The sequence below is a fragment of the Synechococcus sp. H60.2 genome, from assembly GCF_047462315.1.
GTDB lineage: Bacteria > Cyanobacteriota > Cyanobacteriia > Thermostichales > Thermostichaceae > Thermostichus.
Window position 1 is genome coordinate 14791 of sequence record NZ_JANSIZ010000023.1, and the last position, 23129, is coordinate 37919.

At 60.3% G+C, this 23129-nt stretch carries 19 protein-coding genes; 7 read left to right on the top strand and 12 right to left on the bottom strand.

Features of this window, described 5'->3' with window-relative positions:
* Position 1: 1 nt before the first annotated feature.
* The gene (locus NW845_RS05355) at positions 2 to 985 is read right to left on the bottom strand and encodes an acetyl-CoA carboxylase carboxyltransferase subunit alpha (RefSeq protein WP_414377302.1); all 984 of its coding nucleotides are present in this window, start codon (positions 983 to 985) and stop codon (positions 2 to 4) included.
* Positions 986 to 1156: 171 nt separating this feature from the next.
* On the opposite strand from NW845_RS05355, the gene NW845_RS05360 reads away from it, so the two are divergent.
* Positions 1157 to 1690: a hypothetical protein gene (locus NW845_RS05360; RefSeq protein WP_414377304.1), complete on the top strand. Its 534-nt coding sequence runs from the start codon at positions 1157 to 1159 to the stop codon at positions 1688 to 1690.
* A 23-nt stretch (positions 1691 to 1713) separates the two neighbouring features.
* Here the strand turns inward: NW845_RS05360 and NW845_RS05365 are convergent, their stop codons facing one another.
* The 7 genes from NW845_RS05365 to nrdJ form a co-directional block, all read right to left on the bottom strand.
* Positions 1714 to 2193, bottom strand: a complete 480-nt coding sequence (locus NW845_RS05365; RefSeq protein WP_414372295.1) for a bis(5'-nucleosyl)-tetraphosphatase — start codon at positions 2191 to 2193, stop codon at positions 1714 to 1716.
* A 5-nt stretch (positions 2194 to 2198) separates the two neighbouring features.
* The gene (locus NW845_RS05370) at positions 2199 to 3434 is read right to left on the bottom strand and encodes a hypothetical protein (RefSeq protein WP_414377306.1); all 1236 of its coding nucleotides are present in this window, start codon (positions 3432 to 3434) and stop codon (positions 2199 to 2201) included.
* Positions 3435 to 3501: 67 nt separating this feature from the next.
* The gene (locus NW845_RS05375; RefSeq protein WP_414377308.1) at positions 3502 to 3702 is read right to left on the bottom strand and encodes a hypothetical protein; all 201 of its coding nucleotides are present in this window, start codon (positions 3700 to 3702) and stop codon (positions 3502 to 3504) included.
* Positions 3703 to 3734: 32 nt separating this feature from the next.
* Positions 3735 to 5924: an argonaute PAZ domain-containing protein gene (locus NW845_RS05380; RefSeq protein WP_414377311.1), complete on the bottom strand. Its 2190-nt coding sequence runs from the start codon at positions 5922 to 5924 to the stop codon at positions 3735 to 3737.
* A gap of 59 nt (positions 5925 to 5983) precedes the next feature.
* Positions 5984 to 6469, bottom strand: a complete 486-nt coding sequence (locus NW845_RS05385) for a hypothetical protein (protein WP_414377313.1) — start codon at positions 6467 to 6469, stop codon at positions 5984 to 5986.
* A gap of 35 nt (positions 6470 to 6504) precedes the next feature.
* Positions 6505 to 7761 (bottom strand): hypothetical protein, encoded by a 1257-nt coding sequence (locus tag NW845_RS05390; protein ID WP_414377314.1) that lies wholly within the window; start codon positions 7759 to 7761, stop codon positions 6505 to 6507.
* A gap of 27 nt (positions 7762 to 7788) precedes the next feature.
* Positions 7789 to 11379 (bottom strand): ribonucleoside-triphosphate reductase, adenosylcobalamin-dependent, encoded by a 3591-nt coding sequence (gene nrdJ / locus NW845_RS05395; RefSeq protein WP_414377316.1) that lies wholly within the window; start codon positions 11377 to 11379, stop codon positions 7789 to 7791.
* Between the two features lie 311 nt (positions 11380 to 11690).
* Here nrdJ and NW845_RS05400 point away from each other — a divergent pair, with 311 nt between their 5' ends.
* The 3 genes from NW845_RS05400 (at position 11691) to NW845_RS05410 (ending at position 15599) form a co-directional block, all read left to right on the top strand.
* Positions 11691 to 12905 carry a site-2 protease family protein gene (locus NW845_RS05400; protein ID WP_414363988.1) on the top strand — a complete coding sequence of 405 codons (1215 nt, stop codon included), beginning with the start codon at positions 11691 to 11693 and terminating at the stop codon, positions 12903 to 12905.
* Between the two features lie 86 nt (positions 12906 to 12991).
* Positions 12992 to 14299 (top strand): M16 family metallopeptidase, encoded by a 1308-nt coding sequence (locus NW845_RS05405; protein WP_414377319.1) that lies wholly within the window; start codon positions 12992 to 12994, stop codon positions 14297 to 14299.
* 16 nt (positions 14300 to 14315) lie between these two features.
* Complete coding sequence (locus tag NW845_RS05410; protein ID WP_414377327.1) at positions 14316 to 15599, top strand: M16 family metallopeptidase; 1284 nt, start codon at positions 14316 to 14318, stop codon at positions 15597 to 15599.
* Positions 15600 to 15685: 86 nt separating this feature from the next.
* Here NW845_RS05410 and NW845_RS05415 read toward each other — a convergent pair whose 3' ends face one another.
* Positions 15686 to 16405: a DUF554 domain-containing protein gene (locus NW845_RS05415; RefSeq protein WP_414377321.1), complete on the bottom strand. Its 720-nt coding sequence runs from the start codon at positions 16403 to 16405 to the stop codon at positions 15686 to 15688.
* Positions 16406 to 16563: 158 nt separating this feature from the next.
* On the opposite strand from NW845_RS05415, the gene NW845_RS05420 reads away from it, so the two are divergent.
* Both NW845_RS05420 and NW845_RS05425 read left to right on the top strand, forming a co-directional pair.
* Positions 16564 to 17088 (top strand): GNAT family N-acetyltransferase, encoded by a 525-nt coding sequence (locus NW845_RS05420; RefSeq protein WP_414364013.1) that lies wholly within the window; start codon positions 16564 to 16566, stop codon positions 17086 to 17088.
* 3 nt (positions 17089 to 17091) lie between these two features.
* Positions 17092 to 17802, top strand: a complete 711-nt coding sequence (locus NW845_RS05425; RefSeq protein ID WP_414377323.1) for an esterase/lipase family protein — start codon at positions 17092 to 17094, stop codon at positions 17800 to 17802.
* A gap of 6 nt (positions 17803 to 17808) precedes the next feature.
* Here the strand turns inward: NW845_RS05425 and psb29 are convergent, their stop codons facing one another.
* Complete coding sequence (psb29, locus tag NW845_RS05430; protein WP_414363993.1) at positions 17809 to 18528, bottom strand: photosystem II biogenesis protein Psp29; 720 nt, start codon at positions 18526 to 18528, stop codon at positions 17809 to 17811.
* A gap of 151 nt (positions 18529 to 18679) precedes the next feature.
* Between psb29 and proB the strand changes: the two genes are divergently transcribed.
* Positions 18680 to 19795 (top strand): glutamate 5-kinase, encoded by a 1116-nt coding sequence (gene proB / locus NW845_RS05435; protein ID WP_414363994.1) that lies wholly within the window; start codon positions 18680 to 18682, stop codon positions 19793 to 19795.
* A gap of 22 nt (positions 19796 to 19817) precedes the next feature.
* Here the strand turns inward: proB and arsJ are convergent, their stop codons facing one another.
* Positions 19818 to 21104 carry an organoarsenical effux MFS transporter ArsJ gene (gene arsJ, locus NW845_RS05440; protein ID WP_414377325.1) on the bottom strand — a complete coding sequence of 429 codons (1287 nt, stop codon included), beginning with the start codon at positions 21102 to 21104 and terminating at the stop codon, positions 19818 to 19820.
* 27 nt (positions 21105 to 21131) lie between these two features.
* Complete coding sequence (locus NW845_RS05445) at positions 21132 to 22142, bottom strand: ArsJ-associated glyceraldehyde-3-phosphate dehydrogenase (RefSeq protein ID WP_414363996.1); 1011 nt, start codon at positions 22140 to 22142, stop codon at positions 21132 to 21134.
* Positions 22143 to 23129 lie beyond the last annotated feature (987 nt).

Genomic DNA, 23129 nt, shown 5'->3' on the forward strand with positions numbered 1-23129 from the left:
CCTAGCTTTCCTGAGCCAGCTCCAGAAAAGCTCCCATACGACGAAACTTTTGGTAGCGCTCCTCCCGCAACTCCCGCCCGCTCAGGGCAGAAAGTTCCTTGAGATGTCGTAGGAGCGCCTCCTTTAGGGTCTGGGCAGCTTCCAGAGGAGCGCGGTGGGCGCCGCCAACCGGCTCTGGCAAGATCTCGTCGATCACCTCCAGTTGCAGCAGATCCTGGGCGGTAATGCGCAGGGCGGCGGCGGCTTGGGGCGCTTTCTTGGCATCTTTCCAAAGGATGGCCGCACAGCCTTCCGGCGAGATCACCGAATAAACGGCGTGCTCAAACATCAAGATGCGATCCCCAACGCCAATGGCCAAAGCCCCTCCGGATCCCCCTTCGCCGATGACAGTGCAGATGATGGGGATCTCCAGCCGAAACAGGGTCTGCAGGTTGGTGGCGATGGCCTCCCCTTGGCCCTCAGCCTCTGCCTTGACTCCCGGATAGGCCCCCGGCGTATCGATAAAGGTCAAGAGCGGCAGGCCAAAGCGGTGGGCGTGTTCCATCAGCCGCAGCGCCTTGCGGTAGCCGGCGGGGTTGGGCATGCCGAAGTTGCGGTGGATGTTGTCCTTGGTGTCGCGGCCTTTTTGGTGGCCCAGGATCATCACCGGCTGATCCCCCAGCTTGGCCAGGCCGCCGACGATGGCCGGATCGTCTTGGCCGTGGCGATCCCCGTGCAGCTCAAACCAGTCGTCGCAGATGGTCTGCACATAGTCCAAGGTGGTGGGGCGGCGGGGATGGCGGGCCACCTGCAGCCGCTCGACAGGCGTGAGCTGGCTGAAAATCTCGCGGCGCAGCTCTTCGGCTTTGGCCTCCAGCTGGCGAATCTGCTCGGAGGCGTCGATGTCGTTTTCTTCGGCCAAGGCCCGGATTTCCTGGATGCGCTGTTCGAGGGCGGCAACGGGCTGCTCAAACTCCAGCAGCAGTCGGTCGGTAGCTTTGGTCATGAGCAGTTGAAGTAACCTTGAGTTAAAGTGTGAGGCTGATGCGGGTCACAGCTTTTGAGGTGGTAGGCTGCTGAAGGCCAGGAGCCACTCGCATGGCGGCGCGTAGCGCTATCTTCTCACATCCGGATTTTCTAAGCTAGAGAAGGCCCTCTTCTGGCTCCGCTCAAACCTGTGTTTTCCTCCTCCCACTCCTCTGCACCTCTTCCCGCCTGGCTGCGCTGGGCGGTGGTGGGATCCGTCGTCCTGGCCATCGCAGGGGGCGCCTTTTGGCACTACGCTCAGCCGGAGCGGCAAATCCGAGTCCACACGCAAAGGTTGCTGCAAGCTGTAGAACGGCGAGATTGGGCCCAAGTAGAAAACTTAGTGGCCGCCACTTATCGCGATGGCTGGGGCTTGGACAAAGAGCAGGCACTGGCCTACAGCCGCGAGGTCTTCGGCCAGTTTTTGCGCCTGCGCATCCGGCCTCAAGAGCTACAGGTGCAGCTCGGCCCTGGGGAGCAAGGCCAAGCCACCCTCTGGTTTATTATTGAGGGATCCGGCGGCCCTCTGGCCAACCTGACGCGGGATCAGGTAAACGCGCTGGAACAGCCCTTCCGCCTGGACTGGCAGCGGCGGGATCCCTACCGTTGGGAGCTAACCCGTCTGGAGAACCCTGCCCTGGAATTGCCCCTTCTCCCTGGTCAAGGACAAGCGGGCCACAAATGAAGGGAGGTCAAGCTGCCCGAAATTTAGAACTTTCCTGCCTGCCAAAGCTGCTCCAAATGCGTCTGGCAGCGCCGCAGGATTTGGCGGCTTTCTTCGAAGGTAATTTGCTCCAAGGCTTCGGGGTAGGAGCACCAGCGGTAGGCGGCTACCTCCTCCGGCTGTACCTGCAGCTCAGGGGGAGGAAACTGGGGCGGCAGCAGGGCCACGTAGTAGGTAACGGTCTTGGCCACCGCGTTCCCCTCTGGATCTGTGAAGGTGTAGGCCTCCTGTAGCGTCAGGGGGTCGGGCTGGCCGGGCAGGGTCAGAAGCTGGTAGTCGGTCAGGCCGGTTTCCTCGCGCAACTCCCGCCGGGCTGCGGCCAGGTCGCTTTCGCCCTCATCTTTGTGCCCTTTGGGGAAGGCCCAATGCCCTTTCTGGTGCTGGATGAGCAGGTAGAGGTGGGATCCCTGGGCGGGCGGGAGGGGCAGCACCGGGATCACGCCGTAGGCAGCATCGGTCAGCATGGGAGCTAGTCTCCAAAGAGTTTGATGGCAGGTGGCCTGGGATCAAAAACCTCGTTGGGATCCACCCGCGGGCGCTCCACCCCTTGCAGGGGCGAGAGAGGGCGACCGGTGTCGAATTGAAAGAGATAGATCGGCAACTGGCTGCTCCCTAAAGGCAAGAAGGCCAAGGTATCGATCTGGGTGAGGGCATTGCGGCTGGCCGGTCGGGTGAGGTTAAAGGCGGCGATGCGGTCTTCCAAGGGGGTCTCTGCGGCAGTGCGTCTGCCCAGGCCAATGCTAAATTGCTGATTTCCCTGCTCGTCCACTCCCAAAACCTGGACCTCTCCCAGCTCGACTGAGGGACTGCTCTCCGGCAGACCGGCCACCACCGGCGGTGCATCCAGCGGCGGCTGTGAGGGCAAAAAGCGCAACTGCACCCCCTCCGGCAGAAGGCGATAGTCCTGGTAGTCGTGCCGGATGGCAAGGGATCCCCTGAACACGCGGCGGGTCAGGCCCTCCAGCGTCCAAAACCCATAGCCCACATTGATGCGGCTGCTCTCCGGCAGCCAGTAACGGGTGCCTCCCTGGGGAGCAGGCACTGCCGTAAACCCCATGAGGACATAGGCCTGCCCCCACACCCCTGACAAAAACAAGAGCACCTGCCGCGGCAGCCCTGACTCTGGCTCCAGCCACAGCTCCCGCAGCTGGCCCTCCTGCAGGGGCTCTAGGCGCAAGTGCTGGACAGGGGATCCCGCCAGATCTGCTCGTTCTGAGGAGACGACGCGGTAGCGGCTAGGATCAGCCTCTAGCTCAAAACTTACCGAGGGCAGGAGCGCTTCGGGCCGGCTCACGTACACCGAATACAGCTTGAGCAGGTCCGATTGGTTCACCACCTCCAGTTGCCGCGAATCCAACAGGCGAATGCGATCCCCTTCAGCTACCCACGCCTGCCAACTGCCGTCACGGCGGCGGAGCACATCCAGGGTGGCTGTGAAAGTTTGGGATCCCTCCACCCGCACCTGCTGGCGGTACTGCAAGTTGGGCAGAGGCGGCAACTGCTTCAGGGCAGCGTTGTAGCGCCCTAGCCAAACTTGGGGATCCAGCTCGGCGCTTGGGGAAGAAGCGGGATCCAACTGGGCCAAGGCCGGATCTGCCGCCTGTAGGGCAACCAGCCCCGTTAGCAGGAACACCACTCCGCTGAGATAGCCCCCGCGGGATCCCTGCCGTCGCCACCCTCTCAGTTTGGACTGTCTGGGCGACATTAGCTTACCTCGGCTTGCCCTGCTAAATTGAGAGGCTCCCCAGCAGGGATCCCTCCTGCCCGGACGCCTACTCGATGGAAATAGACTGGGGGCCTTGGGTGGGGGCGGGTGAATCCTCCACCCTCAAGCCCTGAGACTCCAGCCAACTGCGCAGCGGATCTTGCTTGATATCCAAGCCCAGCAGGCCGCTCAGGAAGCCCCCGCAGAAGACAACGGGGTTACTCAAAAAGGTCTTCCAGACCTCGTTGTTGGTGAACATAGCCAACATGCCAAACCCTTCCCTATCCTAGCAGGGCCAAGCTAGACGGCAATTAACTTCTGGCGATCTATGCTTTGCAGGACATTGAAGATGTTGCTGCCAAGGCGCTGGAACTCCTTGCCGCTTTTGTCAGCAAAATGGAGTACCCAGGGAAGCCTACAGGCTTGAGAGCGACTGGCAGGATGAAGTTGAGAAAGGTGATAAGTCTGTACAGCCAAGACCTCCAAAGGCGTACTGCCATATTCGTGGACAACTCGCAGGGGCCTTGCGCTGCCAATAGAGCCTGCGCCTTTTCTGCTAATGGGCTCGCTTGTTACCAGAGTAAATGACTTTCGCGAGTAGTCGAAAACAACGGTGCCTATTTTGGCGTCTTTGTACTTACCTTTTCCTTCTTCTATCCCCATCCTTCCTGTACCGCTTTTGCGTATGCCAACAATATCCACAGCAATCTTCTCTTTTTCTAGCTCCTCAATTGTTCTACTAAATTCGCCTCCTTGAACTAAACCATCCCTCATCAAGAGAACCTTGCTGGGATAGCGATCAAGCTTGTCATGAAACTTATTGACAAGTTTGGACACAGTTTGATAAATTGCGTCCCCAGAGAAGGTTTCTCCTCTCTGCACAGCAGGCAGCTCCCAACCTAAGCTCTGCCCATCGGCCAGCACAGCAAAAGCAGAGGCTCCGTAGTATAGCTGCCGATTAGTGCCCACATCAAAGCCAATGATTAGCTCAGGGCGTTCAGGATGGTCGAGGGGTTCCAGGAGTACCGGCTGCCATGCTGCCTTACACAGAAGCCCTAGGACAACGTTTAGGGCTTTGTAGGGATTAGCGCCAGGGACAGGGATCATAAACTGGGTTGCTATCCCCGCTTCAAGGGCCTCCATGCGGATCTTTTGCTTGCGCTCATTGGGCGACCAGGGCATGACAACCAAAACGGTTTTGATCCCTTGCTCAGCCCAGCTTTGCCAGAATCTTTTTCGGGCAAGATCGCCTTCAGGCAAGTCTTGCTGAGTGGCACAGAAGTCCAGTTCAACTTCTACTCCGCTTTTTTGGGCTACCTCAAGCAAGCACTTGCGCACTTCGCTGGGATACTCTTGCCTGTTGTCATAGAGGTTTAGGCATCCAAACTTAGTCTCGCCTACTTTTGCACATCCGTGATACCTAACTCCAGCAGGATTTTGAACTTGCTTGCGACCCGATCCCAATAGCTTTTCCGATCCCAATAGCTTTGGCTTAGCCAGAATGTAGCCCTTGGTCTTCAGCGGCTCAATTTTCTCACAGGAAAGTTTGTATACTTCCTTTATAATCAAACTCGCAGTCTTTCCAGACTCTTGCAATCGTTCTTCTAAACTTTTTCTGATGCGATTGATAACATCAGCACTAACTTTGCCTCTGTTGTCTTCTAGACTGGCCAGCATTTCCAAGGTTAAAACAGGCGATAGCCTTCGAGACAGATGGGGCAAACGCTTTTGCTTTGAAGCTACTTCGACTACCCAAGAGCTTTCCACTTCCTCCCTAGGTGCATTGTACTTCTGTAAATGGTACTCTGCCAGACTCATGTTCAGTTCTGGCAACTGAATCTCCCACGGCGACTGATTGGAAAAAATACCCAGATATTCCCAAGTCTCGCGTTTACCATATCTATTCCGAACCCACTTAATTGGGATATCTGGATAGTTTTCCAGCCATTCATGCAAAGTCCACGGCGTGTAGAAGCGGTAATGAATATCGACTTCTAAGTAAAGCTTTCCGTCTGGTTCAACAGCAACGTCTATTCTTCTTGCTTCGTGGATTTCCCAGCCTTCTCCGGAAAGTTCTACCCCTTTCTGAGCAGTCACCCAGCAGAGCAGGCCGCCTCCTATCAATTCAACCGTATTTTTGGTGTACCTAAGGTGTGACTCTATCCTCTTGCGCTCAAAGCTTTCGAGGGCGCTTCTTTCTTGAGGATTGGCACAGGTTAGAACCCTAAGCCCACACTCTTCTAACTCCCACTTTTCTGTTTTGAGCTTACTGATTGGAACCTTTTTTTGGGTTATAATGCTATTTCCTAGACGAACAGCTATTACTTCGAGACGGTTACAGATCCTGGAAAGAGTTTTGTGCACATCCTCTAGCTCTGGGAGGGGGTTTGGCCTGCAGTTGTACTCATAAAAAGTGAGATCTGTCTGAGTTAGCTTCTTAACAAGGAAGCGATTGAGGGTAACTGTAACTTCTTGCTGAAGCAGTTTCATTGGCAAGCCCTCCGTTCAAGCTTCTCTCCAGGATAGGCCCCAATCTTCCCGATCGCACTTCACGGCTCCCCAGCTTGGGCCCGAAACAGCTCCGGTGGGGCCAGGTCATAGCTAAACGCCTCGGCTTCAAAGTGGCCGCTCATGCCCACCACTTGCCATTCAGCGCTGCGATTTCCTTGGCGGAAGCGCAACCGCTGCGCCCGCAGGGGCACCACCTGGATGACCTCGGCTGGAAACGCCTGGTACTCCCCCAGGTACTGCCGGGGATCCGGCGGCAGGTCGGCACTGCTTTCGATTTGAATCCAAAACACCCGCCCCGCCTGGTTGCCGTAGGCCCGGATCTGCTCTTGGCCTTGGTAGTGCTCCACGCCGCGTAGCCGCTGGCGTCCTACCTGCATAGACTTAGCCCACTCCGGCAAGGGATCCCCCAAACTAATGGACCAAGCCGGCCCGCCCAATCCCAGCCAACCCAACAGCAGCAGAACCCAAAGCCAGAGCCAGCAGCGTGGCCTTCTACGTGCAGGGATCCCCTCCTGGGCAAACATTGGTTTCCTCCACAATTCAACTCAAGGCCTTGATCTCAACGTAGGCGAAAGCCAATCCGCCCCCTTGCAATATCAAAGGCAACGTCGGCGTTGAAAAACAGGGGCATGCCCAACAGTTGCACTCTCTGGTTGCCGTTCACAAAGATCCGATCCCGGCTGGGCGTTACCGGAAAGCCCACCCGAATGCGGTAGTCAAATGCCCCCTCCAGGACGGCGCGCCATTCCGACCCGGGGGGCAGGGTTGAGGTGGGAAAGGGAGGGGATCCCAACAGGCGAACGTTGAGGAAGATGTCGGAGGCGCCGCTGTCAAATAGGGTGGGACTGAGGACATTTTGAATAGAGGTATTGCTGATGCTGTAGGCCACCTGCAGGGCTTCATCCCGCCAGATGGGCGTGCCATTGGGAAAGCTTCCCACCTGAGGCAGTTGCCGGAAATTGAAACCAGCGGTGTTGGCCTCCGTCAGGCCGAGGGTGAAAAGGCCTTGCACAGAGTCGAACCCACCTGTTTGGAGGATGTACCCAGAACCCAAATTGCCCGGCAGGCGAGGGAGGGGGCTAAACAAGTTGGCATCGGGGCTGCGCTCGTCTAGGGAGGTGCCAAGGATCCCAGTAAAGGGCCGCCCTGGTCCAAATAGGTTGTCGGAGCAGGTGGCCACCAGACCCTCCACACAGGTAATTTGGTCAATCAACTGAATCGTTACCGGCTCTTGACTTTGGATCCCGCCCAAGCCAAAGGGAGCGCGGGCCAGCACTCCGATAAATTGTGTGCCATCGGCAAAGGTTACTGTGGAAGGGATCCCTGTCCGCTCCAGGCCAAGGCGGCCTGCTGCTGACGATAAGATGCGCAGCCCTGCCGAGCCGGTGTCCAGTAACACCTCGGCCTCCCCCCCTGCCACTTCCACCCTCAAGCTCAGCAACTTAAAGCGGCTATTGCCCAGAGTGCGCACCGTCAGAGGGATTGACTGGCTGCCCGGCTCAGGCGGAGGCGGGAGCAATCCAGGAGGGGAGGTCCCAGAGCCCTTGGGGCTAGAACAGGCGATCCCCAGCAGCACCACCAGCGCCAGCACCAGCCCCCCCAGTCTGCGCCGGATTTCCCTCGCCCAGGCTTTCTTTTGGAGCCGCTCTCCTGTCTGCATCAGATCCCACTCCCCCAGCCACCAAACGCTTGGGCAGGGAAAACCCAACTGCGCCCAGTGCGCCTGCCCTGCCGATGGGGCTGCCAAGGCGCGCACGGCTATCCCAGCCAAGAACAGTCTAGCCAGGGCCGGCTGGCGGAGAAGGGGCAACAGCACCTAGCTTGGGCGGGATCCCCCCTTCTGCTAACGGGACGGGTTCTCGCTCTGCGGGCTAGCCTCCGGCATTAGACAGCCGAGAGCATCACACCCTGCCGGCCCCTCTGCCATAAGGGCGAGGTTGCGGTCGTAGCGCGCCAGGGCCTCGTAAAAGTTATCGGTCTTTCGTCTTTGCTTGACCTCAGCCATCAGCCGTTCATAGGTGGCTTTGTCAATTTTCTCAAAGGGCAAGCGGGGGAAGGGAGCGTCGAAGCGCGCCAACAGCGCTGCGCTAATGTACCCCTCGTCGTCGCGGATGGCCTCGTAAATGCGGGATCCCAGCGCCTCGATCTCGTCCTCCCGCAGCTCGATGGTGGCTGAGGTGTTGTGGGTAGTGTAGTACTTTTGCACCTGCATGTAGAAGTCAAACTGGGCCAGGGCAGAGAAGCGCTCAATCTCAATCTCCTCGGCGCCGGGCAAATTGGCCCACTCCACCTCCACCGGCAGCTCCACCAGCCACTCGGTACAGCGGGGATCAAAGGGATCGTTGAGCAGGTTGCCGTTTTCGTCCTTGTCCGCCTGGGCAGGCACTACCGAGTAGCCATAGTCCAGACAGGCGAGGGCCACGGGGTCGTTTTTGGCAAAGGTGATGCGGCGGATGTAGCGCTGGGCCTTGGGCGGGTGCCAGCCGGGCGAGGCGTTGGTGAGCAGGGACTTGGTGCCAGCGGGCTGAACAGTGGTGCAGCGGTTGGGACGGCGCAACCCGTGGCGGTCGCAGTAGTCCCAGACCACGCGGTGGACAACCTCCTTCCAAAAGCTGAGGTATTCCCGCTCCTGCTGCTTAAACTCCCGCCCCAGGGGCGTATCCGGCCTCCCCTCCTGCCACCAGCGCAGCCAGTCCACCCCAAAGGCTTTGACGCAAAAGTCAAACAGCCCCGTAAACGAGACGCCGACGATGGGATCCCACTCCCGCGAGCGCTGGAAGCGGGGCTCGACAAAGCGATGGTGCAATAGCGCCGCCGCCGTCAGGGCCCCCGCCGTGAAGGCCTCCTCTTGTTCCTGGCGGTTGTGGGGATCCAGCCGGTTGAGGTGGATCTCAGCCAGGTTGCAGTGGAAGTCGCATCCAATGATCTCGCCGCAAGGGTTTAACCCATACCGCCGCAGCCGGTGCTCCAGTTCAGCCTCGGGCAGGGTTGGCCAGTGGTGTTTTAGCCAGCGTCGAGCTTCCTCTGGGCCTTGGGAAGCATAGATGTTGAGGAAGGTCTGTTTCAATTCTGGAGTGGCGAGCAGGTCGGCATTGGCCCGCGCCACAGCTTCCCCCGCCCACTGGATGGCTCCCTCGCCGGAGTAAAACTGCTTGCGCACCGCCGCAATGCACTCTTCTCGCGTTGGCTTGCGGTGGAACACACGCGTGTGATTGGCCATGCGCAGGGCATCCCGCTCCGGGTCAATTCTCCAGTTGCCCTGCTCGTCCTGCTGCCAGAGGTTGTCCTTGGCGCTGGATCCCAGCTCGTCGTCGGCGGCAAATTGGCGCATGCCCGCGCTGTTGTGGGTGAGATAGCCATTGCAGTAAAAGCAATGGGCCTCTTCGACTTCAATGTCGTAGGTTCGTACCCAGTCATGGCTGCCTAGGCCCTTAACTGTAACGGGGATATCCAAATCCAACCCCGACTCAGCCAAGTATCGTTCATAGTTGGCTTCGACCGACCGAGCTCCTTGGCAGCCCATGCCGCGCATCTCAGTGTAGCTGTATACTTCCCGCAGCAGGGAGCCCGGAATCGTAAAGCCATGCGTCTCCAGCCCTTGGGGCAACTTCCCTTTAGCTGAGTAGGGAGCCACCAAGGCGTTGTACCGATCCTTGAACGCCGGTAGGGTAAGGCTGTATTGAACCTGCCAGTTCTCCTGCTTGGGGGGGAGGATTTGGAGTCGGCCTGCAATACCCAGACTGGAGAGCACAGCCCCCACTTGCAGGGCAAAGGAGCGGTGGACAGTTGTCAGCAATTGGGGGGGATGACTACGGGTTGATCCATCGCTGTCGATAAGGCCTGCCAGGTAAGCTGACCGTACCTCAACGGTGCCGCGCAGGATAAAGTCGGGAACTTGCAGGGGTTGCTTTGGTTTCTTAATGTGCCGCTCGAAATACTCCGCCAGCGGGATGCAGGAACACACAAACCTTGCCCTGTTCTCCCCTGGCCCATAGCTGCAGGTAGCTGTCAGCCCGAAGGCGGCTAGCGCCTGCTCCAGCTTAGCTTGGAGACGGGAAAGCAGCTCGGGATGATCCAGGGTATTGGCACTCCACTCCAGGTGACCGTAGGGCTTGCCGTGGAGATCGCGCCCCAGCGCAACATACCCACCCCCCTGGGTAAACCCAATGAGCCAGGCCACCTCTGGCGTCAGAGGCGGGATGTGCAGGGGCTTTGCGGTGGGGCTTTGGCTTGGACGAGGTGTCGTAAAGTCCTCAGGGAGATGGGTGATGGTGCCGGGGAGAACTTGGGTGTTGTGCAGCAGACGATCCCCCTCGACTAACTCGTGGGTACTTTTCCATGCGATGTTCCCCCGAGCGTCTGCCAAAACCGCATGGCGGTGGTTCAAAGTTGAAAAGAAAGGAAGGGCATTGGTCTCTATTTCGTAAACTTCTTGGATCCCTTGGTCAAACTTGTTGACCACCCGACGAAACCCAAGGGGGGTCTGAACCCAATCGCCTACCTGCACATCCTTGATGGGCACCAGACCTTGTGAGGTGTGCACCAAGGCGTTTTCAGGTAAGCACCGCCGAATGTTCCCCGCCACAATCGTCACCGCCGCCTCGTCGATGAGCAGGCAGCACTCCACCGAGTTCAGTTGTCTGCCCACCGCTTTGTTGAGGATGGCGGCACAGCGCTCGTAGAGGCCGGGCAGCTTGATGGGGTTGGCCACCCCCCCAAACCCCTGTAGCCGCTCGCCGGCAGGGCGGACATCGCTCAAGTCCACCGTCACCTGGACCTCGCCGCCCAAGCTGGGATCCGCCGCCAGCTCCAGCAGCGCCTGGTAGGACTCCACCCAGCCCCGCCGGCTATCCCCCACCTGGATGTGCACGCGGGATCCCTGCCGCTGGATGCGGGTGTGCTCCTGCCGCTGCTCTCGGGGGGTGGCGCCGATGGATCCCACCACCTGGACCTGTAGGCGGTTGAGGATGGGGGGCAACTGGCTGATGAACTGGGGCTCCAGCACCGCCCCTGTGCCACAGCCCATCATGGCCAGATCCATCATCAGGCCAAAGGAGGGCCAGTCGACCACGGTGAGGCTGGTGCAGTTGTAGGCGCCGGAGTAGTTTTCCGGCTTTTGGATCCACTCGGTGCCCATCACCCACAGGGCCCGACCCGAGATCAACGCCTTCAACTGCCGCTGCAGATGTTCCACCAGCTCCCGCTCCTGGGGAGTGAAGCGTCCTAGGCGGGCAATGTCGGCCAGGGTGCGATCGCAGACGTCGCTCCAAGTCTCGCGGCTGCCATCCGGGCGCCGCCGACTGTAGGTGCGGTAGAACACTGGAGCGGCCGTCGGAGCTGTTGCTGGGAACTCGCCCCCAGAACCCAGCGCTTGCCCTTGTAGCAAGGGCACCGCTTTGCTCTGTTCGCTTGAGCGGGACGAAATCGACACCATAGCCACACCCCTCCTGCAAAGCTGCCCGTGGAGTCCGACGAGAATTTTCCTTGCCGGCCAGGGCCGTCCCAGAGGAGTTGCCCGACCCGCCGGCCATCCAAATGCCCAACTAGGCTACCACAATCATCAAGGGGCAGGGGGTGTCGTGGGCTCTGGCTATTTTCCCCAGCTAGGGTGGGGGCAGGCGGGGGATCCGTTACCAAGCCCTGGAAAGGGCTAGAGTGGAAAGGAAGGGATCCCCAACGGAAGGGTTGCCTGCTGTCTTAGAAACTGTGCCCCCTGGGCAAAAGCTGTGTAGGGAGTTGAGGGCTATGACCAGTCGCCTGCGCATTGGGAGTTTGTGGGGGATCCCCCTCTTCCTGGACTACACCTGGTTTCCAGCGGCTGTGTTGCTGGTGCTCTCCTATGGCCTGGTGACGGCGCTAGGGCTGTTTCTCTCCTTGCTGGCCCATGAGTTGGCCCACAGCTTGGTAGCCCGCGCCTATGGAGTCCGGGTGAGTTCCATCACGCTGTTTATCTTTGGCGGCATGGCGGCCATCGAACGGGAAGTTCCTCGCCCCCTGGGCGCCTTTTGGGTGGCCCTGGCGGGACCCCTCCTCAGCTTGGGCTTGTTTGTCCTCTTTAGCGTGGCCGGAGCTTGGATGGGGCCAGGATCGCCGCTGGTCTCAACCCTCGCCAGCTTGGCTGCCATCAACCTAATGATTGCCCTGTTTAATCTGCTACCAGGTTTGCCCCTGGATGGGGGGCAGATGCTCAAAGCAGCCATCTGGGCTTGGACAGGGGATCGGCAAAAGGGCATGCTCTGGGCAGCTCGCGCTGGCCAAGGAGTGGGCTGGGGCTTAGTAGGCCTAGGTCTGCTGGTGGTATTTTGGGGAAGCCTCAACGGCCTTTGGCTAGGCCTGATTGGCCTATTCATTTTAAACAGCGCCCGTCGCTATGAGCAGTATGCGCAACTGCAGCGCGTGTTGGCCCGCCTGAAGGCCGCAGACGTCATGAGCCGTCGGTTTCGCGTCCTGGATGCGGGCATGAGCCTGCGGGAGTTTGTCGATCGCTACCTGGTTCCCGCTTCCCTCCAGCCAGAGGCAGGAGGGGGAGTTCAGGAAGTGTACTTTGCCGAGGAGGACGGCCGCTACCGGGGCCTGGTGAGGCCGGAACTGCTCAACGACATCGAGCGCAGCCAGTGGGATCATCTCACCCTCAAGGCCATTCTTAAGCCAATGGAGCAACTGCAGGGGGTACGAGAGGAGACCCCTGTCCTCCAGGTGATGCAGATGATGCGCCAGGCGGAACCCCGTCGCGTCTTGGTCTTCACCCCCAGCGGTGCCATTGCCGGCTTGATCGACCGCGGCGATGTGGTAGCGGTAGCGGCGCGGGAGCTGGGGGTGATCCTGCCCCAGGAGGTGGTGCAGCGGCTGCGCGACAGCGAAGAATGGCCCCCGGGCTTCCAAGTGGAAGAAAGCCTAGCCGACGAAGGATCCCCCAGCTTTTCGTGGCCAGGAGCAACGGATACCCCTTCCAAAACCTAGAGAAATGACCCCTCCCTGGAGTATTCCAGGCGCGGACGGGGGGTTGTCTTGCTAAAATTAAGTTTGTTCTCTATCGATTAAGAATTTTGAGCCGCCTACCTCGTCTTCTGCCTGCTTACACCCATCGCTTAAACAGCGGGCTGCGCGTTATTCTTCACCCCGTTCCCATTGCCGACTCGGCTACGGTGGACGTCTGGGTACAGACAGGCGGGCGCAACGAGCCGCCGCAGTGGCTGGGCATCTCCCACTTTCTCGAGCACATGGTTTTTAAGGGCAGCGAGCGGCTGGCCCCCGGCGAGCTGGATCGCGCTATTGAAGGGCGGGGAGGCATCACCAACGCTGCTACTGGCCAGGATTACACCCACTACTACATGACAGTAGCTGCCGCCGATCTGCCGGAGACTCTGCCCTATCTGGCAGAGGCGGTGTTGCGGGCTGGGATCCCGCCCGAGGAGGTGGAACGGGAGCGCCAGGTGGTTTTGGAGGAAATTCGCCGCGCTGCTGACGACTTGGGATACATCACCTACCAGCTCCTCATGGAAACTGCCTACGGGGAGGAGCACCCCTATGGGCGACCAGTGCTGGGCACGCCGGCAAGCCTGATGGGGTTGACCCCAGAGCTGCTGCGCGCCTACCACCGCGGCTGGTACCGGCCCGAATACATGACAGTGGTGGTGACGGGAGGCATTGACCCTGAGCAGACGCTGGCACTGGTGGAAAAGGAGTTTGGCGGCCCCGCCAGTGGCCCTGCCTGGACAAGGCCCCCACTCCCGCCTCAGCCCCGCCCGCAGGGGATCCTGCGCCGCGAGAGCACCCATGCCCGCCTAGAGCAGGCCCGTCTAAAATTGGCCTGGCCCACAGTTAGCCTCGACGCCTGGGAAGAGGTTTGCGGCCTAGAGCTGCTGGCTGCCGTGCTGGGGGATGGGCGTACTTCGCGGCTGGTGCATCTGCTGCGGGAACAGCGGGGCTGGGTGAGGGCTATCGGCTGCTCTTCGCTGGTGCTGAAGGAGGGGGGGCTCTTTTGCATCAGCGCCCACCTGGAGGTAGAGGATTTGCCACGGGTGGAGGCCACCCTCCTGAACGAGATCGAGAAGTTGCAGCAGGATGGCATCGGCCAAGCGGAGCTAGAGCGCGCTCGGCGCATGCTGACCCACGAACTTCTCTTCTCCGCCGAGTCCCCCAGTCAACTGGCGAGCCTCTACGGCTACTACGAGACCCTGGTCGGGGTGGAGCGCCTCCAGGAGTACCTGGAGCTGTTGCAAGCGTTTACCCCAGCGCAAATCCGCGAGCTGGCTCAGCAGTACCTCTCTCCTGAGGCTTACGTGGTCGCTCTGCTCAAGCCGGCTGCATCTGACGCTGCCGCGGCTTCGGAGCTCCAACTGGCCTGCCGCTAGTGATCCTCAAGCTGTGATGCACCCCACCCTGCCCACCTCCCAGCGTGGCCGGCTGCAGCGCCTCCACCTGGCCAACGGTATCACGCTGCTGTTGGGCCAGAACCCGATGGTGGAGATCCTGGCCGCCCACTGTTTTTTTCGTGGCGGCAGCCGGGTAGAGCAACCGCAGCAGGCGGGCTTGAGCCACCTGCTGGCCGCTGTCCTCACCAAGGGCACTCGGCAGCGCAGCTCCCAAGCTATTGCCGCTTGGGTGGAATCGTTGGGAGCTTCCCTTTCTGTAGACAGCGCTGCTGATCATTTCGAGGTTGGCCTGCGCTGTGTATCGGAGGACTTTCCGGAGCTGTTGCAGTTGCTGGCGGAGATCCTCCGGGATCCCAGCTTTCCCGAGGCGGAGGTGGCGCGGGAGCGGGAGCTGATGCTGCAGGCCATTCGCGCCCAGCAGGAACGGCCCTTTAACCTGGCCTGGGATCAGGTGCGGCAAGCCCTCTATAGGGATCACCCCTACGCCCTGCCGGGGTTGGGAGGACTGGAGACGGTGGGATCCCTGACCCGCGAGGATTTGCTGGCCTACCACAGCACCTACTGCCGCCCGGAGGGAATGGTGATGGCGGTAATCGGCCCAGAGCCACCGGAGACGATGGCAGCCCAAGTGGAAGCTGTCCTGGGAGATTGGGTGAGCGCTGGCCCCCCTGCCCCCGATCCCACTCTGCCTCTGCCCTCCTTGGAGAAGCCGCAACTGCTAAAGCTCTCCCAACCCACCCAGCAGACAACGATTGTGCTTGGCTTTCGCGGATCCCCTGCCTCTTCTGCGGATTATCCCGCCCTGAAGCTACTGGCCACCTACCTGGGCAGCGGCCTGTCCAGCCGTCTTTTTGTCGAGCTGCGGGAGCGCGGCGGCTTGGCCTACGAGGTCTCCGCCTTCTTTGCCACCCGTCGGGATCCCGCCCCTTTTGTGGCTTACCTGGGCACGGCAGCGGAGAACACTCCCGTGGCGCTGGAGCGCCTGCAAGCAGAGATCCAGCGCCTCCATGACACCCTCCTAAGTAGCGAGGAAGTGGGGATGGCCCAGCGCAAGCTTTTGGGCCAATATGCCCTTAGCAAACAGACCAATGCCCAAGTGGCGCAACTGGCCGGCTGGTACGAGATTTTGGGGTTGGGCATGGAGTTCGACCAGCAGTATTTGCAGAGCGTGAGGCAGCTTACCCCTGCCCATCTCCAGCAGGCTGCAAAAACCTACCTGGTCAACCCAGCTATTGCCCTGGTGGGGCCGGAAGAAGCTTTGGCAAAAGTTGAGCTGTAGGTGCGCGCCCCAAGACAGGCTGCTGCCCCGGGTGATCAACAAGGTAACCTTTGCCGCTGCCAGCCCCCAGCTTCCCCACCAGTCCCCTAGAGGTTGAGATCCCAGAGGGGGAAAAATCCCACCAGCAGTTCCACAATGACCAAAGCCGGCAGCAAGTTGGCCAACCGCAGGCGAGCCAGGCCCAGTAGATTAATCCCAATACCCAGGATGAGGAGCCCACCGGTGGCTTCCAAGGCGGCAAGCAGGTCTGGGCGCAACAGCGGCTGCAGTTGGTGGGCCAGCAGGGCCACGCCCCCCTGAACCAAGAGCACCGGCAGGGCGGAAAACAGTGTGCCCCAGCCCAGGCTGGCGGTAAAAGCTAGGGTGGCAATGCCATCCAAGGCGGCTTTGACCAAAAGCAGGGAGGGATCCCCCAAGCCATCCTCAATGGCGCCCAGCAGGGTCATGGGGCCGACCACAAACAGGAGGGTGGTGGTCACAAAGGCGCGAGCAATAGGGCTGGGGCCTAGCCAGCGACTGATCTGCTTTTCCAGGGCCTGTCCCAGCCGTTCAAAGGCAGCCTCGAGGTCGATCCCCTCCCCCAGCAAAGCCCCCCCGATCAGGGCCAGCAAAACCGTTACCGCTTGGGCAGCGCTGCTGAGGGTAAGGGCCATCTGGATCCCCAAGACCAACACCAGGGATCCCATAGCTTGTAGCAGGGTTTGGCTCATGCGCTCTGGCAAGCGGCGGCCCAGCACCCAGCCAAGGCCACTGCCCAAGAGGATGGCAAGGGCGTTGACGAGGGTGCCGGTGCCGGGAGGAGCCATAAAGCGTTCTTGCTGGCCAGATTGGATTATAAGTCTCCCTATGGGTCTCTTCCAAGCCGGCGCGGCAGCCGCTGAGCAGACGGGCCGCTTCTGCCGCCAATCCTAGCTATACTGAGGACATGCTCACAAAAGTGGGCTTTTGCCCCACTGCAATTCCAATGAGTTTTTGGAAAGGCCTGTTTGGCTCAGCAGGGACTGCTGCCACCAAAGCGTCAACACAAACGGCCACACCCCCTCCTCGCCAGGAGACAGTGGCGGTGGGAGGGGAAACCATTGTCTTTAGCCTGGATCCCAACCTGGATCTGTATGAGCTGGAGGAACTTTGCGATGCAGTAGGGTGGTCGCGTCGCCCTATCCACAAGGTTAGGAAAGCCCTGCAACATAGTTTTTTGGTGGTGTCGATGTGGCAGCAGCGGGGCAGCTACCGTCGCCTCATCGGCTTTGCCCGCGCCACCTCTGACCATGCCTTCAATGCCACCATCTGGGATGTGGTGGTGCATCCTGAGTTTCAGGGCCGAGGGCTGGGGAAGCGGCTGATGGAAAAGGTGATCCAGGAGTTGCGCGCCCAGGACATCAGCAACATCACCCTTTTCGCCGACCAGGGGGTGGTCAGCTTCTACGAGCGCCTGGGCTTTACACCTGACCCGGAGGGGATCAAGGGCATGTTTTGGTACCCGCGCTAGCCCATGGCTGCTCTGCCCACGGTGATCCTGCCCGGCTACTTGGCAGGTGCCTCAGAGTACGAGCCTTTGCGTCAGGAGCTGGAGGCCCGCGGCTATGCGGCCCGGGTGGTGCCCCTGCAGGTGTACAGTTGGTTTCCCACGCTGGGGGGAAGGCCCGTCACCCCCATCTTGCGGGCCCTCCAGGCCACTATCCAACGCACCCAGGCCGAGTTTGCAGTTGACCAGGTTAACTTGGTGGCCCACTCCGCTGGCGGCTGGATTGCCCGCATCTACCTGGGATCCGTGCCCTACGGGGGGCAGGTGTGGCAGGGGCGAGAGCACGTTGCCACCCTAATCAGCCTGGGATCCCCTCACACCAGCCGGGAACGCTGGACAAGGTGTAACCTGGACTTCGTCAACACCCACTACCCGGGGGCCTTCTGGCCGCAGGTCAAGTACGTCTGTGTGGCCGGCAAGGCCATTCAAGGGCGCCGCCTAGGCCTGGGATCCCTGTGGCGGCAGGAGCATTACCTGGCTTGGCTGGCCTACAACAGCTACCGGCTTACCGCCGGCCAGGGGGAGCTGTGGGGAGATGGCATCACTCCCATTGAGGCTGCCCATCTGGCAGGGGCCATCAACCTCACCATTCCCGACTGTCACCACTCCAGCCGCGGCGGGCGGCGCTGGTACGGCTCGCCTGAGGTGGTGGACAGGTGGGCCCAGTACTTGGCTTAGGAGGGCTTAGCTGCCGGGCTCTTGGGGATCGGCGACGGAAGTCCCGGGCAGTGAGGCGGTGGATTGGCGGCGCTCCTGTTGGCGCCGGGCTGCTTTAACCATCTCCTCGACGATGGCCCGCGCCTGCTTCAGGCGATCCAAGCTGCTGCGGTAGAGCTCCAGATCTTTTTTGACTCGCTCCGGCGAGAAGGGCAAGTTGCTGATCACATCCTCCAGAAAGTGGCGGGTGCGCTCTTCCGGCTCCTTGTAGAGCGAGGTAGCCACCGCTTCGTAGGCAGTGTAGAGACCAACCGCCAGAACCCGGCTGTAGGCGTACGGGGACTGGGTCATACGCTGCAAAATGGCCTTCAGCCCGCCCACATCCTCCGCCTCTGGCTTGAGACAGAGCAGGTTGTATCGCTGGACAGGATCCCCGCTGCGCACCAGCTCCAGCAGGTCGCGGGCGTTCTTGCGCAACACCTCCGGCTTCAGGTGCAGCGCCTTGCAGAGGGCGTTGAAGATGGCCTCGCGCTGCTCTGGGGGGTGGTAGGCTTCCATCAGCCTGTCATAGAGGGTAACCAGACCTAGGGCAAAAAAGGGATCGTAGACGAAGGCGCTGTTGACGGTGGTCAGGTGCAGCTCCACCAGCAACTCCTCCACCACCCGCCGGTAGGCGGCGTTGATCGGGCGAGGGTAGGCGCTGAAAAAGGCCGCTTTGGTGGCGGAGAGGGTACGAACAGGATTCACAGCCAGAGAAAGAGAGACCTTGAGACAGACTTATTCCTTCTCCTATTGTCCCCTGCAGCGACTCCGAGGGCAAGCAAGGGCCCTGGTTCCGCTATGGTGGGATACGGATGGCGAACCCTGGCTAGGTCGAGCAAGTGGATCGAACAAGAAGATGGCAGCAACAGAGGGAACAGTGGTGGTGAAGATCGGCACCTCCAGCTTGACAGACATGCAGACGGGCTCGCTGCGCCTTTCTGTGCTGGGGCCGCTGGTGGAGGTGCTGACGCGGCTGCGCAGCCAGGGCTATGCGGTAATCCTGGTCTCCTCCGGAGCGGTGGGAGTGGGCTGTGCCCGCCTGGGCTTGCGCCAACGGCCAACAGCAATCGCGGAAAAACAGGCGGTGGCGGCGGTGGGCCAGGGGCGGCTGATCCGCCTGTACGATGATCTCTTCTCTGCCCTCAACCAACCCATTGCTCAGGTGCTGCTTACCCGCGGCGACTTCGTGGAGCGCAGCCGCTACGTGAACGCCAATCGCACCTTTACCCAACTGCTGCAGATGGGAGTTATCCCCATTGTTAATGAAAACGATACAGTGGCGGTGGAGGAGCTGAAGTTTGGCGACAACGACTCCCTCTCAGCTTTGGTAGCCAGCATGGTACAGGCCAAGTGGCTAATCCTCCTCACCGACGTAGACAGGCTCTATTCAGCCGATCCCCACCGGGATCCCTCCGCCGAGCCCATCGAGCGGGTGGAGCACGGGATGCCTTTACGGGTCAAGGCGGAAGCCCAAGGCAAAAGTGGCTGGGGCACGGGCGGCATGGCCACCAAGCTTACTGCCGCTCAAATTGCCACCTCTGCTGGCGTGACGGTGGTAATCACCAACGGCAAGCGGCCCGACCAGATCCCGGCCATCTTGGCTGGCGAGCCCATTGGCACCCGCTTCGAGCCAGCTCCCCAGCCTGTTAGCGCCCGCAAGCGGTGGATTGCCTACGGCCTTATCCCCGAGGGATCCCTCACCCTGGACGAGGGGGCAGTGCGGGCAGTCTGTGAGCAAGGGCGATCCCTGCTGCCGGCAGGGATCGTAGAGGTTTCCGGCGACTTTGAGGCAGGAGCTGCCGTGCGCCTGTGTGATCCCAGCGGACGCGAGGTAGGCAGGGGCCTAGTCAACTACAGCGCCGAGGAACTGCGGCGCATCAAGGGCAAAAAAACTGCCGAGATCCCCTACATCTTGGGCTACGAAGGGGTGGATACCGCCGTCCATCGGGATAACCTAGCCCTGCTTGAGTGAGGGATCCCCCTTTCGGCAAGCCTCAATCCCCCGGCTTAACCACCCACTCCACCGGAGTTTTGCTGGGATCCGGCAATTTCAGCGAGAACAGCCCTGCCATCAAAATCAACAGGGTGGAAGACCAGAGGCAGCCCTCCAGGCCGTAGAGCTGGAAGAGGATCCCGGAGGTTACCGTCCCCAGCAGGCGGCCACCGGAATTGGCCATGTAGTAAAAACCCACGTTGAGGGCAACATCGTCATCTTCCGTGTAGGCCAGCACCAGGTAGGAGTGCACTGCTGAGTTAAAGGCAAAGACAATCCCAAAGAGGATGAGGCCGCCAGTAACTACCCATTCCGGCGGCAGGCCGGCCATAAAGGCGGTGGCAATGATTGCCGGCACTGCTGTCAAGGTAAATGTCCAGATTTGGATGGTTCGGGCCTTGGGGGCGCGACCCGGGCGACCTCCTCCCAGGAGTTGGGGTGCTAGGAACTGGATGATCCCATAGCCAATGACCCAGATGGCCATGTAGCTGCCCACCTGCATAAAGCTCCAGCCCAGCTCGTCGTAGAGAAACACCGGCAGGGCCACCACAAACCACACATCCCGCGACCCAAACAGGAAAAAGCGGGCTGCTGAGAGGAGGTTAATCTCACGGCTTTTGGAAAACAGCCGCTTGAAGGGGATCTTCGCCTTAACCTTGCCCATATCCGCCGGCAGTAGCACCCCCGAAGAGAAGATCAAAGCCAGCGCCCCTGCCTGGACGAAGTTGGCCATGCGGAAGCCCAGGGGATCCCCGTAGATCTCGGTGAAGATCTGCAGCAGAGCCGCTCCCACAAAGAACCCCGCCCCCTTGAGGGCGTTTTTGGATCCCGTCAGCATCGCCACCCAGCGGAAGAGGCGGGATTCGGCCTCCTTGGGCACCACCAGCCGGATGGCGCTTTTGGAGCTCATCTTGGTGAGATCCTTGGCGATCCCAGCTAGGGCCTGGGCCGTCATCACATAGGCCACCTGGCCCCAGACCGGCCACTGCAGGTTGATCACCCCCAGCATCACCAGGCCGAAGATCTGGATGGCGATGCCTCCGTAGAGGGTAAGCCGCAGGCCAAACAGGGATCCAATCCAGCCGCCCAGGAAGTTGGTGATCACCCCGAAGATCTCGTAGAAGAGGAACAACATGGCAATTTGAATGGGGGTGAAGCCCAACTTGTGGAAGTGGAGCAGCACCAACATGCGGATGGCGCCGTCAGTGATGGTAAATCCCCAGTAGGCGGCGGTTACTAGGGCATAGTTGCGCACTGCGGCAGCTTGGGCACTTGAGACAGAAGTCATGGGCAGGTCTCCAAGGGGGGGATGCTTCTATAAACTGAGAGCCACTTTGCGGGCCAATTCCGCCATGCGGTTGGCGTAGCCCCATTCGTTGTCGTACCAAGCCAGGATCTTCACCTGGGTGCCATCTACCACCATGGTCGAGGGCGCATCCACAATGCTGGAGCGGGGATCCCCCTTGAAATCCACCGAGACGAGGGGCAGCTCCTCATAGCCGAGGATGCCCTTGAGTTCCCCCTCGGCTGCAGTCTTCAAGAGGTGATTGACTTCTTCCACGGTGGTGGGCCGCCTCACTTCGAACACGGCGTCGGTCAAAGAGGCATTCAGCAGGGGCACGCGCACCGCAAGGCCGTTGAGCTTGCCGTTGAGCTCAGGATAGATGAGGCCAATGGCCTTAGCCGAGCCGGTGGTGGTGGGCACCAAAGACAGCAGAGCCGAGCGAGCCCGCCGCAGGTCTTTGTGGGGAGCATCCACCATACTTTGGGTGTTGGTGACGTCGTGGACGGTGGTGATGACCCCGTGCAGGATGCCGATCCCTTCGTGGATCACTTTGACCAAGGGAGCTAGGCAGTTGGTGGTGCAGGAGGCGGCAGTAAGCAGGTGGTGGCGAGCCGGATCGTAGAGGTGGTCGTTGATGCCCATGACGATGTTGAGGGCCTCTTCATCCTGGACAGGGGCAGCCACAATGACCTTGCGCACCCCCGCCTTGAAGTAGGCGTCCAGCTCTGCCGCCTTAACGAATTTGCCCGAGCACTCCAGCACCAGGTCAATCCCCAAATCGGCCCAGGGCACTTCGCCAGGAGATTTAAATTCACTGAAGGTAAGGGTTTTGTCTTGGATGCGCAGCCGTTGCTCAGAGGCCTCGATGTCGATGTTCCAGCGGCCCTGCACTGAGTCGAACTTGAGCAGGTGAGCCGCAGTGGCAGGCCCACCTTTGATCTCGTTGATGTGGGCAAACTCCAGCTCCGGCCAACCCCAAGCCGCCCGCAGCACCAAACGCCCAATGCGGCCAAAACCGTTGATACCTACCCGTGCCGCCATGTCGGTTTCTCCTGGACTCGTTAGGAGGGATCCCAACCTTGACAATCAGGCAAAATCCCGCCTCGAGCTTACCAGAGCTGTCTACTCATTTCAAGGTAAGTTGATGGGTGGCTGGCCGGCCTCTGCTGTCTTTAAGGTCGGCTGTGCCAGGAAGCTCAAGGGGATCCGCCGGGACAGCCGCAAGCGGCCGCAGGGCTTCTCCTGAAGCCGACTCGCATCCCAGATGCACACAGCAGAGTAGCTGGGTAGCCCTGTACTCAGCGCTCCGCGCCGCTGACGCGAGTAGGGCGGGGCGGAAAAGCCTTCGAGCAGCTTTAGCGGCTCACCAACGATGCGGGTCGTTACTCTAGTTTTGGCTCACCACTCAGCAACCATGGACTACGGCTGTCAACAGGTTCTGATTCAGGACAGGAAGCCAGTAGCCCTACTGGAGTACCTCTGCCAGCAGTCCAACAAGGTCTACAACTGCGCTCTGTACTATGCTCGCCAAGTCTCTTTCAAAACCAAGCGACTGGTAAGCTACGCCCAGCTCTGCAGAGAGAGGGTGAGAACCAAGAACAAGCCCTTTGCGGCGATGCATGTCTCCTCTGCCCAGCAGACCTGCAAATCGGCAGCAGAAGCACTAACGAGCTTCAAGTCGCTTTTGCAAGCGCAGCCAGACGCAAAGCCCAGGTTGCCACAGTACCGTAAGGCTGGACTGTTTCCCGTAGCCTACCCCAAGCAATGGACAAAGTTCCAAGAAGGGCAGGTTAGAGTGGGCAAGCAAGTCAAGGCGTGGTTTGGCCTAGACGCTTTCTGGGTGCAGTTCCCTACCCATTTGCAGTGGGAAGACATCAACGTAAGGCGCGGGATTCCCCACCGTATAGACGGTGGGGAGGGATAGCGCCTCCTGACTGAGGCGATATATCCAGATTCTGGATATATCGCTTCACAATTTCTAGAGGTGCACCGCCGCATGAGACAATGCACTTAGAATCATGCCAAAGC

Excerpts from the sequence above, each read along its gene's own strand:
- NW845_RS05425 (WP_414377323.1), top strand. The coding sequence starts at position 17,092 with ATGGCTGCTCTGCCCACGGTGATCCTGCCCGGCTACTTGGCAGGTGCC.
- NW845_RS05415 (WP_414377321.1), bottom strand. The coding sequence starts at position 16,405 with ATGGCTCCTCCCGGCACCGGCACCCTCGTCAACGCCCTTGCCATCCTC.
- nrdJ (WP_414377316.1), bottom strand. The coding sequence starts at position 11,379 with ATGGTGTCGATTTCGTCCCGCTCAAGCGAACAGAGCAAAGCGGTGCCC.
- proB (WP_414363994.1), top strand. The coding sequence starts at position 18,680 with ATGGCAGCAACAGAGGGAACAGTGGTGGTGAAGATCGGCACCTCCAGC.
- NW845_RS05400 (WP_414363988.1), top strand. The coding sequence starts at position 11,691 with ATGACCAGTCGCCTGCGCATTGGGAGTTTGTGGGGGATCCCCCTCTTC.
- NW845_RS05410 (WP_414377327.1), top strand. The coding sequence starts at position 14,316 with ATGCACCCCACCCTGCCCACCTCCCAGCGTGGCCGGCTGCAGCGCCTC.
- NW845_RS05355 (WP_414377302.1), bottom strand. The coding sequence starts at position 985 with ATGACCAAAGCTACCGACCGACTGCTGCTGGAGTTTGAGCAGCCCGTT.
- NW845_RS05375 (WP_414377308.1), bottom strand. The coding sequence starts at position 3,702 with ATGTTGGCTATGTTCACCAACAACGAGGTCTGGAAGACCTTTTTGAGT.
- arsJ (WP_414377325.1), bottom strand. The coding sequence starts at position 21,104 with ATGACTTCTGTCTCAAGTGCCCAAGCTGCCGCAGTGCGCAACTATGCC.
- NW845_RS05445 (WP_414363996.1), bottom strand. The coding sequence starts at position 22,142 with ATGGCGGCACGGGTAGGTATCAACGGTTTTGGCCGCATTGGGCGTTTG.
- NW845_RS05380 (WP_414377311.1), bottom strand. The coding sequence starts at position 5,924 with ATGAAACTGCTTCAGCAAGAAGTTACAGTTACCCTCAATCGCTTCCTT.
- NW845_RS05365 (WP_414372295.1), bottom strand. The coding sequence starts at position 2,193 with ATGCTGACCGATGCTGCCTACGGCGTGATCCCGGTGCTGCCCCTCCCG.
- NW845_RS05370 (WP_414377306.1), bottom strand. The coding sequence starts at position 3,434 with ATGTCGCCCAGACAGTCCAAACTGAGAGGGTGGCGACGGCAGGGATCC.
- NW845_RS05420 (WP_414364013.1), top strand. The coding sequence starts at position 16,564 with ATGAGTTTTTGGAAAGGCCTGTTTGGCTCAGCAGGGACTGCTGCCACC.
- NW845_RS05385 (WP_414377313.1), bottom strand. The coding sequence starts at position 6,469 with ATGTTTGCCCAGGAGGGGATCCCTGCACGTAGAAGGCCACGCTGCTGG.